This window comes from Desulfopila sp. IMCC35008, assembly GCF_010646885.2.
Classification (GTDB): domain Bacteria; phylum Desulfobacterota; class Desulfobulbia; order Desulfobulbales; family Desulfocapsaceae; genus Desulfopila.
The window spans coordinates 4,561,494-4,574,643 of record NZ_CP050700.1 but is presented as its reverse complement, the minus strand read 5'-3'; the positions used below and the strand labels follow the sequence as shown (position 1 = coordinate 4,574,643).

Genomic DNA, 13,150 nt, shown 5'->3' with positions numbered 1-13,150 from the left:
TTTTTGTTCATGCACTAATTAAGTGAATAGCGTATGTAGTCATTTTCACAAGGGTTTCCAACAGCAATATACATGAGTTTCTGTCTAGGAATCATAATAACAGAAGCTAGTGTTGCAGACGGTGGGAGATCTGATTCAGGGTCTACATGAGCACAAATTCCTTTAGGAAAATTACTATGATCTGAGAAGTATTTCATTACATGCTGAGGGGTTAATTTACCATAATCAGTAGCAATAAGTTCTTTTAACCGCTCATATCGCAGGGGTGAATCAGGTACAAACTGCAGAAAGATATCTTTGACTTTATATCGCTCTGAAACATAGTGATTCGCATGGACAAGCATTTCTCGTTCTGGTTTCAGTATTTCAAAGCTGTTCAAACCAAGTTCAATTCCTTCTATAACGCCTTTTCCGTTGGCGAGTAGGAAGCTAGCTATGTTCAGCTCCTCACCTTTAAAGACGGATATGGCTTCTTCAAGGCTAACCTGTCGTGAAGCTTTATTCATGATACAACTAATTGGCACCTTTGGTACGTCCAAGGTTTCGTCTGGTGTTGCTGTTAAAGTTGCTGCGACTCCGTATGGTGATGCAGAAGAATGTGATGAAAGGGAGTACTCCCAGATACCAGCCATTGATAAAGAGAGTTGTTTCACGCCTGTTGGCCACTCTATTCGCAGCAAAGCCATAGGTAATTCAGGGTGCCAATCTATGTTCTGTCCAATAATAGTATCTCCATCATGGGTAGCTGTTCCTGTGATTGCAAGTGATGTGCACAGACCAGATGGTTGGCCTGAGAAGAAAAGTAACTCCAAGGCAGATCTGATTGCAAAAAGAGTATCGAAATCAATATCAGCTCCACTCGCGAATCCTTTCAATACTTCAATAAAGTCCGGATCATAATTTTCAGCAATCGGTTGGTATTTCTTACTTAGTTCGACAACAGCTTCCATAGGGATTCCGTAATAACCTGCTACAACGCCTAATTCAACCTGGATGACTTTATCCATCTTCCCTTCGAATACTTTTCCCCATCCTTTCCCTATCTCGAAATAACTACCTTTAAGATCAACAAGATTTAACATATTTTTCCCTCCTGCCTGTGAGTTGCCGCTAAGCGGTACTGAAAACATCAAAGTGGTCAAAATCACATTTGTCATCAAAAAACTGTAAGGTCTCATTTGCTGCCTCAGGCTTGTGATTAACAGACAAAACATGTTTAATACAGGCGTATTAATACACGCGTATTAAAATGTGTCAAGAACTTTATTTAGAATTTGAGAAAATCGGCGGTGAGGGAGTGGCTAATTAGTAGATGATCGATTAGACGATTATTAGACGTTTTAAACGAATTAGATCCATATAAAACGAAATAAGTAGGGGTAAAATGAAATCACTGTTTTTTGTAACTCGTTAAATATCTTTAATAACGGGAGCTTGCAAGAGGGGTGTAAAACAGGGTCAGACGCCTTGGGAGCAGGAGGCCGTAGGTTCGAATCCTACCGCCCCGACCAGCAGAGATAAGGGGTTCAGCCATTTGGCTGGAACCCATTTTTTGTATTGGTGGCGGGTGGTGGCGATTTTTGATTTTCAAACACATTCGATTGGAATTCTACTGATCAATTGTATACGAGAATTAACCGTGAGCGGCTATGCTCAATTCTGTGTTGCAACCTTGTATTTCAACAATGGTATTTCCATTTTAATTATTTAAATTATTTTGGTGTAAATAATCTATTGACCAAGGGTCGGTCATGGTGTAATAGTGCACTTGTGATTATTGACCGCCGGTCGGTCACAAGTTGATGTAATCAATTTAGCATAGAGGAAAATAATGACGCTACAACATAGGGAGGATTTAAAAATCTATAACCAGATCAAAAGCACTGCCTGCGTTTTGTTTCAATCTCAGGGTTACGATAATACAACTATTGATGACTTGGTAGATAAATTAAATATTGAGGCTCAGACATTTTTTATCTATTTCCGGTCAATGGATGAGCTATTGGAGGTTGTATGGTCCGAGTCGTAAAAAAGCCAGAAGAGCGGAAGAGTGAAATTATAGCGACGGCCTGCGATCTTTTTCTGTCAAAAGGCTATGAAAAGACCACGATGAAGGATGTCATGCGTCATCTTGGGATTGCTAAAGGGACAATATACCATTACTTCAACTCAAAGGAGGAACTACTTGAAGCTGTTATAAATAGTGTCGCAGAAAGTGAAATGCTTCGACTAAAAATGGTAGTTGAAAACCTTAAAGGAAATGCGCTTGAGCGCCTAGAGCAATTGATTCTGAATGGCTCAAACCATGGTGCTGATGATGGACACGAAGAAATATTAGATAATCTGCATAAGAATTCCAATGCTGGCATGCATATCAGACTATTGGCTAAAGTAGTAACAATGCAGGCACCACTCTATGCCGAACAGTTTCAGTTAGGGTGCGAGGAGGGGGTTTTCCAAACTGACCATCCGCTTGAGTGTGCTGAGTTTTTACTATCTGGCATTCAATTTCTAACTGATATGGGAATATACCCCTGGACCCAGGAGCAGCTTGAGAGAAGGTGGAAGGCATTCCCTAAAATCATTGAAAACCAGCTTAACGCTCCTGATGGATCTTTTTCGTTTTTACTAAAAATAGTTCCTGAAAATAAATAAATGTAACCGACAACACATTTTTTTAAAGGTGAATCTCATGAAACGTACATTACTTGGTGTTGGCATGATTGCACTGATAACCGCACCAAATCTTGTCTCAGCTGATACTAACAACTCGCTCAGTGGGTCGTTATCCATTGGTGCGATTGTGATTGATAGTGGCAATAACCTCAACCCTGAAGGATCAGATAAAAAATTGGATAACCTCGATTCAGCTGCTGACAGAAAAAACACGGTAATGCCGGGAATTCTTCCTGAAGTGACATGGGATGCCGGTGAACCTGAAGGGGTGAAGTTTTACCTTACAACCGATCCGCCAATCGATGAAGTAGGAGGTTTTTCTTTTAACCTGGGCGCATCATATGGATTAGGGCAAACAGGGATCATCGATACTGCAGTGTTTTTCACTCCATTTGAAAAAGCGTATAAAAATCCATATATAACAGGCGTTGACCGCGAAGAGACTGATACCAATAAATACGGTCTAAGAGTAGGCTTGAATCGAATAATGGATACTGGCTTTAGGGCCCAATTTGTGTACCTCAATGATAGTATAGAAGATGACGTAATCGGTGAGCTATTTCCGGAGTTGGCAAGAGATGGGTCCATTTATTCTCTAAACCTGAACTATTCACACTATGTCGGAGAAAAACTGGAATTACGACCGCGAATGAGTATTCGCGTAGGGGATTACGAAGGAGATGCGAACTCATTTGTGAAGTACAAAATCGATTTTGAGGCTCGATATATTACAGGTCAATGGCGCATAGTGCCTCGTGTATACTTCAGCCATTCTGACTATATTGAAACCAGCCCGATTTTCGATAAGACCAGAGACAATACTGGCTATGGAGTGAGTCTGCTAACCACTTATAAGGCACCGTTTGAGATGGATAATTGGTCGGTTACATGTCTCGTGGACATGAGTAAGGGGGATTCAAATATAGATTTTTATGATACTGAATCAATGACCGTCGGAGCACTTTTTAGCTACCATTTTTGATATTTTTCAACCACCAAACGACCGACGGTCGGTCATATTTGGTAAGATATTACAATACCTGCGAATGAAATTAATTTGGACCAAAACTGCTACCAATTTTTCTTACTCATAAGGACGTTGAGTCCAAATTCCATATGGAGAAATAGAATGATTTCTAATTACAAATATAAACCACACTATTTTTTTGCAACCACGTTTATTGTCACATTTTTACTCTGGTTTTTTGGAGCATACATCAGTTTTTATAGCGAAAACAAAGGACTCTATATGATGTTAATGCTTCCTGGTTTGATGGCGCCTTTTCTTATCTCACTGGTGATGATTCTGCTATCGGAGAATAAGGCGATAAAGAGAGATTTTTTTAACCGACTGATCAATCCCAGACTTATTCAGAGAAAGACACTGCCGATTCTTCTGTTGTTGATGCCACTATCTGTACTGTTTTCTATCGTACTGTCGCTTCCCTTTGGTGGATCACTATATCAGTTTCAATTTGCAGAAGGTTTTTCATTTTCATCAGGATTTGTTCCTGTGCTTTTAATCCTGCTACTTGCAGCAAGCTTTGAAGAACTTGGATGGAGAGGATACGCTTTTGACAGTCTACAGAGTAGGTACAGCTATTTTACAGCATCGTTACTTTTCAGCATCCTTTGGTCGTTTTGGCACTTCCCCCTCCTCTTTGTCAATAACTCCTATCAGTATGAGATCTTTCACGAAAACGCCTGGTTTGCGGTGAACTTTTTTGTCAGCATTATTCCAATGGGAATAATTTTGAGTTGGATTTGCATTAAAAATAGAAAAAGCATACTAGCTGCGATTCTTTTTCACTTCATTATCAATATCTCACAGGAAATTCTGGATATTTCTCAGATGACAAAATGTATCGAAACAGTTGTGTTGGCGGGTGTTGCTGCGGGTATCATATATTTTGATAGAAATATGTTTTTCTCAACAGAGCACCTTAAGCCTAAAAGAACCACTATCCGTAATTTAAGCAACGACAGTATTTCCACCGAACTTGGTAGAGCTTGAAAAGGGTCCCTTATGAACAAATCACAAAAATCGTTCAATTTGTTTTTCATTATCTGGTCAGGTCAACTCCTGTCCAGAATTGGTAGTGGAATAAGTGTATTTGCCATAGGCATATATCTGTTCCAGCAGACTGGAATCACCTCGACCTATTCCTTCTTTTTGTTGTGTGCTTTTCTTCCCTCTGTGTTGTTTGCCCTTGTAGGAGGTGTTTGGGCCGATAGAAAAGACCGTAAATTGATGATGGTCGCAGGAGATATTGTTTCGTCATTTGGAATTCTTTTCACTATTGCCATGTTACTATTTTACCCTGAAAAATATTGGCCACTATACATCGGTATTGCTATAAGCTCATTTGGCGCTGGACTTCATTCGCCGGCGTTTAAGGCCTCTGTTACAGATCTTATAGATGCTCAGGCATATTCAAAAGCAAGTGGCCTCATCCAACTTGCCGAAGCATCCCGTTATCTTGTATCGCCAATTATCGCTGGATTTTTAATCACTTGGTTCAGCCTCCCGATGGTGCTCGCTATTGATGTGATTACATTTTTCGTTGCCGCACTGGCTGTCATCTTGATTCGGAACATGACCATACAACCTGTATATACAGATAAAAAAGAGAGATTTATCAAAGATTTCACCAAGGGTCTTACATACATCGGTAACAACCATACTATTTTTCGTCTGCTGTATATCACCACCTTTGTCACTTTTTTCACAGGTGTTCTTCAAGTGCTGATCGTCCCCATTGTCCTCTCTTTTGCTGATACGCAAGCACTTGGAATAATTCAATCAGTCGCAGCATTTGGAATGGTTTTCGCAAGTCTCTTTATTGGGGTGTGGAGTACAACGAAAAGGCAATATACGATTCTCTCGTGGTCTCTTATGGGGGCCGGTTTGCTCTATCTTCTCATTGGGATGAGTACAGATACTGTCTTGTTTACGATGACAGCGTTCTGTTTTTTCCTGACACTACCTTTTGTCAATACCAGTCTGGAGGTCTTGTTTCGGCAAAATATCGCCAATGAAATGCAGGGGAGGATCTGGTCACTCATTTCACTGATTTCTCAGATAGGAATGCTTGTGGCGCTTGCAACTACAGGAATGTTGGCAGATCGTCTGTTCAATCCACTCCTCACCGAGGATGGTTATCTTGCAGAGACTATAGGACAAATAATAGGTATTGGACCTGCGAGAGGAAGTGGACTTATGGTGATTATTTCCGGAATATTTCTTGTACTTATATCTGTTTGTATAAGAGAAAGGGTAAGGGATGCGAAAGAGGTTTTCCGTCATTCTTATTTATAGAGGGTGCACAGCTGGTGTTTTTTTGCCTTTTTGCAGTAAAGCTCAAACTGGTTTACACATCAACTTGTTATTGAAAAATTACTTGAAAGCGAAGAACGTTTTCGAGCTGTCTATGACCATGCACCGGTTTTAATAGATGCTTTTGACGAGAATGGGCGCTGCCTTGTCTGAAATAATGAATGCGAAAAAACATTTGGCTGGACTGTTGATGAAATAAACGCACATGGAGATGCACTTTCATTGTTCTATCCAGATCTAGAGGTTCGCAATGAAGTCATACAAACGGTTACTACTGATCCAGATGGCAAAGAGAGAGCCAGCACTCTTTCCGCATTGGGAAAAACCTACGCATCATGGACGAGTTGGGCAGATTGAAGAGAATCAATGTGTAAACGATGATGTGACACAACTGTAAACTATGTTGTGAACTGTACAAAAAGAGGAGAATACATATTTGAATAATCTTATATCCAATAGGCTTGAACTGGTAGCGATGAAACCAGAATTACTTGAAGCCTTTTTAGCTGGTGATTATAAACTAGCCGCGCGAATAGCTGGTTTTCATATCCCAGGCGATCTCATTTTAAGCAAAGACTTGCTAAGAATGAGATTGGCACAATTACAGGTCAACCCTGAAATACACCCATGGTTAGTTCGGGCAATTGTCATCAGGCAATCTCAAACAATGTGCGGTCACGTTGGATTTCATTCGGAACCTGGCCCAGAAGAATTGCAGGATATCGCTGCAGATGGAGTAGAACTGGGTTATTCGGTTGCAGAACGTTTCCGTAAACAAGGTTATGCGAAGGAGGCGGTATTTACATTGATGAATTGGGCGTTTGAGAATCATCAGCAGCAGTGTTTCATTCTCTCAATCGCACCTGATAATGAGGCATCATTAGCACTTGCTCATTCAATGGGTTTTAAAGAAATCGGTTCACATATTGATGAAGAGGATGGATTAGAGCTGTATTTTGAGCGGCGGTTGGATCATTGGCCAAAAGAGTGGATTTTCTAGGTTATGCTTCTGAATTTGAAGACTATACATGATACTTGTTTTTCCCTAACGAATAAGGTTAGATTGTGAGAGCGCAGCGAGCCACAATCTGAACCGTTTGTTGGACAAGCCCGGTCTCTATTATAGAAAATTGCTTTTTTATGCTGGGGTGGTGAACAGGGCAATTGGGAAGGAGAAAAAAAATAGTCTCTTGCTCTCTTACCTGTTTTTTCAGGTTGGAAGCTTCAGTCGAGACGGAAATTGCCCATATTTAGGCATAGTTGCCCATTGCCGATAAAATCGGATTTTGAAAAGGCGTATGTCTTTGTAGGTCACATAACCGTTTTTCCTATCATGTTCAGGTTAAGCAAGCAGTCAGCAAGGCGGTCGGTTTACGAATGCGTGTTTTTACGATATTCATTGGCTTGCCGCATCGTGGGCAGGTGATTGTTGCCCGCTCTTTTTTCCGTTTGAGCATGAAAAAGAGAGGTTTCCTCATTACCAACTGCAGGAGTTTTAAAAGTTTTTTACTGCAGGGATGGAGAAAGCCGTAGCATCTCGTTCTTTGAAAACCTTTCGGTAAAACATGGAGCATCAACAGGTAGAGAAAATATTCTCCGCTAACGGTCCTGGTTCGATACGCTTTGCTTTCAGCATGCATGTATCTGAATGTGACTTCGCCATTCTCGCAGCGCAGAATGTCCTTTTCTTGAATGACGCCCTTGTATAGATATTTGCCGAGATAGATGAAGGCCTTATCGCCGTTGCCGACATCCCTGCAGTCAACCACCCAATCTTTCGGGGTAGTTGCAGGGACGTACAGTCCCTGGTCGACAGCGGCCTCCAGCAGTTTTGCCCTGAAGACCTTGGCCAGGTTCTTATGGTTGAAAAGATAGCCGGCGGATTTCACCCGCCACATGCCACTTTTCTCATTGATGCTTGCAGCGGGCATGACCACATGGATATGGGGATGAAAATCGAGATTTCTGGCTTTGGTATGCAATACGGTGGTGAATCCTGCCGAGCCACGCAGTTTTTTATCGTTGCTGGTAAATGTCTTCAGAACATCCTGGACGCAGGAGAACATCAGTGAGTAGATGAGCTTCTGGTTCTTCCAGGTGAGGTCGCGGAGTTGTTGCGGCAAGGTAAAGGTGGCCAGATAATAGGTGGCGGGCAACCGCTTGTCGAGTTGATTTTCAATCCATTGCCAGTTTTCGTGGTTCTGGCAATGGGGACAGTTCCTGTTGCCGCAGGAATGCGGGATATATACCCGCTCGGTGCAGTCCAGGTCGGAGCAGCTTGCCAGCATATGCAACCCCTGCTTCGACCTGCACCGTTTCATATCACGCAGCGCTTTTTTATGGCCGGGCAAGAGAACATCTTGGTACTTCTCAAGAAAAGTCGTTTCGAAATGGTTGATAATGGAGGAGAGAAGAATCATTTCCAACCTCCCCACTGAATATCAACGGAATGAACCAGGGTGTTGATTGCCTGATAGGCATTGTTTTTGGTTTTTGTGGTTAAGTGCGTATATCGCGCGGTGGTCAGGATGCTGACATGCCCTAAAATCTGCTGCAATTCGACGAGATCGACACCAGCTTCCAGCAAATGGGTGGCGAAGGCGTGACGGAGCGAGTGGCAAGAGATCTGTTTTTTGATCCCGAGCTCCTCGACAACGGTTTTCATTGCGACCTGAATACCGCCCCGGTCCAGAGGAGTCTCGGCCAGGTGGGCCTTTTTCAACCCTCTTTTGCGATTGGGGAAAATAAACTGCGGATGCCTGTGCATCTGCCAAAAGGATCTCAATACATGGAGCGTATAGTCAGTTATCGGCACCAGTCTGTCTTTGTTGCCTTTGGCGTTTCGAACATGGACCCGCATAGTGGTGCGGTCGATATCGCCAACTTTCAGGTTGATCCCTTCGCCAAGGCGTAATCCCATGCTGTAGGCGGTAAAGAAAAAGACCTTGTAGCTGATGGTGGTGGTTGCCGCCAGTAAGGCATTGAGCTGCTCAACGGACAATATGTCCGGGATCCTCGAGGTTTTCGGCGGCTTGACCAGGGGAATATCCTGCCATGGTTTATTCAAGACATGGGTGTAAAAGAATTTCAGGCCATAGAGATCGAGTTTGACCGCGCTCCAGGATCTGGACTCCAACAGGTCGTGAAAATAGTCGAGTAACTCGTCTGGGGAAAGGTCGGCAATTTCGCCATCGAAATAGTTGCCGATGCGCCTGAGCGCCCGGGAGTACGCCTCCACTGTTTTTGGTTGCAGGCCGTTGAGTTTCAGGCACTTGAGGTGTTTTTGATAATGTGTCGAAAATTGCGGATCGCTTGGCATCTTGCAGTTCATTGTAACCTCCTTCAAGTAATAAGGGTTGCTGCCGACAAAAGTATCTTGCATTGTCGGCTCGTTCTTATTACTGAAAAAGCAATGGGTTACAAAATGCAACTTGATATGTTTCGGAGGGTGTCTGCCGCGTAGCGGCTTCGTCCAACAATTACATTCAGACCGAATTCACTCGTCGCAAGCTCCTCCTGAATCGGCTGATGTTAGCGTTCATGGTGTCCCGGATGTGTCCCAACCCAGCCTGCATTCCTTGTGTATAGTGGTCAGGTGGGGGGCGACACCCGCGTTCCTTGATATGAAAATAACTTTTATGATGGTTGGCTCATATGGAGCAACTTTTTCAACAGGCACGATTCGAGAGAGACAGGAATAGTCCTAAGTTGCAGGATTTCTGGGGTGGTTGACCTTGCCATTTCTAGCCTCTGCCAATGGGATAAGTGCATCTTCACTGGCCCATGGTCGGCTCATTAGGTTTACACGTAGCCTTACCGCATCGAGATGGTCATGGACTAAGCTCTAATCTGAAATTCCTTTTTTGTTGTTAGGTGTTTGTGAATAATAGTATACACCTGAACAATAGTTTTGTGCAATTCTGAGCCATCATTCACTTGAATGATATACAATTTGGCAATCTCAATAAATGCAGAAATCGTGCAACAGTAAAGACAGTTAGGATGGCTTAAACCAACGACTTGTCTGATAATCGCTGCGCATAGAATTTGTTCGGCTATCATGCTTTCTGCACCAGCATCGCTTTAAGTTTTGCCCATACCTTGTTTCGAAACCTCATATATGTTATTAATAAGATAAGAATATTTTTTACCTGCTTCAATTTTCCTTCGCAAAGCCTAGCCGTTGGCCCCCGCCGGAAGAATCTAAAAACGCCAAGAAGGTTCCTTCGCGATCAATGGCAGCGAAACTGCGGAATCGCGATAATCGCTATACCAATACCTCACTGGAGTATATCCTGGTGGCGGTCATTTTAGTTGTTAATATCGGCATCTTGAAGTCCCGTTATTTAAGGTTTTGCCTGTAAAAGAATTGTTGTTCTAAATGGAGCATTTGGAGTTCCAGATAGCTCCAGAATCTCTCTTTTCGATAGTCAGGAATTATTTTAAGCTATCATTTCTGATCCAACGAATAGCCTTATACAGATATAAGCAATATATACAACAAAGAGGTCTCAAATGATAACCTATGAATCTGTAACAAAGATATTCGGTAAGGGGAAAAATGCCGTTACCGCCCTTGATAATATAAACTTCACCCTTCCAAAGGGCGAAGTAGTAGTGTTTCTCGGCCCTTCTGGCTGCGGTAAAACGACCACTCTGCGTCTTACCAACAGACTGGAGACACTCACGCGGGGGAACATAACCATAGAAGATCAGAATATCATGGATCTCAATGTTGTCCAGCTCAGACAGCGCCTGGGATATGTTATTCAGGCCATCGGGCTCTTCCCAAACAAAACCATAGCTGAAAACATCGCCGTTGTGCCTAAGCTTTTGCGGTGGGACGAAGACCGTATCAGCAAGCGCATTGATGAGCTGCTTCAAATGACTAACCTGGACCCTGATTTGTACAGAGACCGTTACCCAGCAGAGCTCTCCGGAGGGCAACAACAGAGAGTCGGGGTTGCTCGGGGACTAGCTGCAGACCCCAAAATACTTCTCATGGATGAGCCCTTCGGTGCGATAGACCCCATAAATAGAGAAGAGATTCAGGATGAGTTCCTTAAACTTCAGGCAAAGCTGAAAAAGACCGTGGCCTTTGTCTCTCATGATATACACGAAGCTATAAAGATGGGTGATCGCATTGCCATCTTTGAAGGGGGACGCCTGGTACAATATGACACACCCGAAATGATTCTGACCCAGCCCAAAAATAAATTTGTCTCCGACTTTGTGGGTGCCGACAGGGCACTGAAAGTCCTAGGGCTTATGCGGGTAAGTGATATTATCAACCGAAAGCCGAAAAATATTATCCAGGGAGCGGACCTTTGCAAGGAAGCATTACATCTTCTAAAAACAAAGGAATCTCGCTACGGCATAGTGCTTGAAGAAAATAAACCGATAGGCTTCGTTACGCAGAAAATTCTCAATTATGAAGAAGGGCCGGTACGGGACGTGGTGGAATCATTTCCCACTTACCTGAGTGAAAAAGTTCCACTCCGGGACGTTCTCTCGGCTATGCTTATGTATAATACCCCAACCTTCTGCATTGTGGACGGAGACAAAAATTTTGCCGGGACGGTAACCTACAACGACATACAGAAAGCAGTAAAAGCTAGTTACGCCGATGAAACAGAAAATGTTGAAACCGAGGTAATTTCATGAGTACCCTGCGATTCATAATAGATAACTTTAGCGAGGTTATGTATCTCTCCTGGGAGCATATATGGATTGTGGGGATAGCGCTCCTTATAGCCACACCAATCGGCGTGGTTTTGGGTATCTTCATTACCAAGCACGAGCAATTTGCTCCCAGGGTCTTGAACGGTGCCAACATACTTATGACCATCCCCTCCCTCGCCTTGTTTGGACTGATGCTCCCCTTTCTTGCGATATTTAATATGGGCCTGGGAAAAGTTCCTGCTGTCATAGCCCTGGTTCTTTACAGTCAGCTCCCCATTATCAGAAACACCTATACAGCCATAAAAAATGTCCCTCCTGCACTGGTGGACGCAGCCAGAGGTATGGGTATGAGTAAATGGAAACTTTTGCGAGAGCTGGAAATCCCGCTGGCCACACCAGTAATTATTGCGGGATTGAGGACGGCTGCCGTCATGAATATAGGAGTTGCAGCTATCGCCACATATATCGGAGCTGGAGGGTTGGGGGTGTATATTCAGCAGGGTATAGCCCGGGTATATCCGGAGATGATAATGAGCGGCGCCATACTTGTCTCTCTTCTAGCCATAATCGTAGACGGAGGGATGGCACTGTTGGAAAGGATTGCAACGCCTGAGGGCATCAGGGTACAAAGGAAGCTTTCGCGATGAATAGACTATTTGCAAAATTATACAGGATTATTTTTGCGGTTATCATACTGATTGTTGGCATAACGTTTGAACGAACGGGTCTTGTTGAACTCCTCTCTGATCCATACGAATATCCCGTTATCATGGCATTGTTCATCCAGCACCTGTACATGGTGACCTTAAGTATGGGCTTTGCCACGATCATAGGAGTAATGGCAGGAATTGTGCTTACCAGGCGTCGGTTTCGCAGGTACGCCGGGGTCTGCATGTATATTATTGGACTGGGACAGACTATCCCCTCCCTTGCCGTTCTGGCGCTGGCTATGAGTTTTCTTGGTATTGGCACGAAGCCGGCGGTATTCGCGCTGACCATCTACTCCATACTTCCCATCGCTAGAAATACTCTTGCCGGGATTACCGCAGTGCCCTCGGAACTCATAGATGCCGGGAAAGGCATGGGAATGCCCCCTATGAAAATTCTCATGGAGGTGGAGCTACCAAATGCCATGGAGGTGATTCTCACGGGGTTCAGGGTAGCCATGGTAATTAATATCGGCACAGCCGCGCTCGCTTATGTCATTGGGGCCGGAGGCTTGGGAGACCTCATATTCACAGGAATAAGTCTTATGCAGACGGATAAGCTGCTGGCTGGTGCTATTCCGGTAACACTACTGGCACTTTTGGCTGATTTTCTGTCTGAACTACTAGGACTAGCTATGATCTCAAGGGGGTTGCGTCTTTCCAAGTAGGAGAGGTGTGGGGTTCTGATTTTTTGCACAAAAAAAGCACTTAACCAGGAATTTGAACAAAATCAATTCAACGTATTCCT

General features: G+C 43.5%; 13 protein-coding genes. 10 read left to right on the top strand and 3 right to left on the bottom strand.

The genetic code is table 11. The annotated features are described in order from the left end of the window. Positions 1-14 precede the first annotated feature (14 nt). Complete coding sequence (locus GA520_RS19750; RefSeq protein WP_163337311.1) at positions 15-1,178, bottom strand: C45 family peptidase; 1,164 nt, start codon at positions 1,176-1,178, stop codon at positions 15-17. Between the two features lie 653 nt (positions 1,179-1,831). Here GA520_RS19750 and GA520_RS27270 point away from each other — a divergent pair. From GA520_RS27270 to GA520_RS19720, 7 genes are all read left to right on the top strand, one after another. After that, entirely contained in the window at positions 1,832-2,029 is a 198-nt protein-coding gene (locus tag GA520_RS27270) for a helix-turn-helix domain-containing protein (RefSeq protein ID WP_163337310.1), read from the top strand. After that, positions 2,014-2,655, top strand: coding sequence for a TetR/AcrR family transcriptional regulator (locus GA520_RS19745; RefSeq protein WP_163337309.1), 642 nt, complete (start codon positions 2,014-2,016; stop codon positions 2,653-2,655). The genes GA520_RS27270 and GA520_RS19745 overlap by 16 nt, the downstream gene beginning before the upstream one ends. Before the next feature lie 37 nt (positions 2,656-2,692). Beyond that, positions 2,693-3,658, top strand: a complete 966-nt coding sequence (locus GA520_RS19740) for a DUF2860 family protein (RefSeq protein WP_163337308.1) — start codon at positions 2,693-2,695, stop codon at positions 3,656-3,658. A gap of 147 nt (positions 3,659-3,805) precedes the next feature. Then, complete coding sequence (mmrce1, locus tag GA520_RS19735; protein WP_163337307.1) at positions 3,806-4,690, top strand: MmRce1 family CPBP family CAAX prenyl protease; 885 nt, start codon at positions 3,806-3,808, stop codon at positions 4,688-4,690. 12 nt (positions 4,691-4,702) lie between these two features. Further along, entirely contained in the window at positions 4,703-5,995 is a 1,293-nt protein-coding gene (locus GA520_RS19730) for an MFS transporter (RefSeq protein ID WP_163337306.1), read from the top strand. A gap of 268 nt (positions 5,996-6,263) precedes the next feature. Next, entirely contained in the window at positions 6,264-6,410 is a 147-nt protein-coding gene (locus GA520_RS19725) for a hypothetical protein (RefSeq protein WP_163337305.1), read from the top strand. Positions 6,411-6,449: 39 nt separating this feature from the next. Then, entirely contained in the window at positions 6,450-7,013 is a 564-nt protein-coding gene (locus GA520_RS19720) for a GNAT family N-acetyltransferase (RefSeq protein ID WP_163337304.1), read from the top strand. Between the two features lie 337 nt (positions 7,014-7,350). On the opposite strand, the gene GA520_RS19715 is transcribed toward GA520_RS19720, so the two are convergent. After that, a complete protein-coding gene (locus GA520_RS19715; protein WP_304511230.1) occupies positions 7,351-8,433 on the bottom strand; it encodes a transposase in 1,083 nt (360 codons plus the stop codon). Beyond that, positions 8,430-9,344, bottom strand: coding sequence for a site-specific integrase (locus tag GA520_RS19710; RefSeq protein ID WP_304511231.1), 915 nt, complete (start codon positions 9,342-9,344; stop codon positions 8,430-8,432). Before GA520_RS19710 ends, GA520_RS19715 begins: the two co-directional genes overlap by 4 nt. Before the next feature lie 1,184 nt (positions 9,345-10,528). On the opposite strand from GA520_RS19710, the gene GA520_RS19705 reads away from it, so the two are divergent. The 3 genes from GA520_RS19705 to GA520_RS19695 are packed head-to-tail and all read left to right on the top strand — an operon-like array spanning position 10,529 to position 13,070. Then, positions 10,529-11,677 (top strand): ABC transporter ATP-binding protein, encoded by a 1,149-nt coding sequence (locus tag GA520_RS19705; protein WP_163338949.1) that lies wholly within the window; start codon positions 10,529-10,531, stop codon positions 11,675-11,677. Continuing rightward, positions 11,674-12,342, top strand: coding sequence for an ABC transporter permease (locus GA520_RS19700; protein WP_163338948.1), 669 nt, complete (start codon positions 11,674-11,676; stop codon positions 12,340-12,342). The genes GA520_RS19705 and GA520_RS19700 overlap by 4 nt, the downstream gene beginning before the upstream one ends. Continuing rightward, positions 12,339-13,070, top strand: a complete 732-nt coding sequence (locus GA520_RS19695) for an ABC transporter permease (protein WP_163338947.1) — start codon at positions 12,339-12,341, stop codon at positions 13,068-13,070. Before GA520_RS19700 ends, GA520_RS19695 begins: the two co-directional genes overlap by 4 nt. Positions 13,071-13,150: the final 80 nt, after the last annotated feature.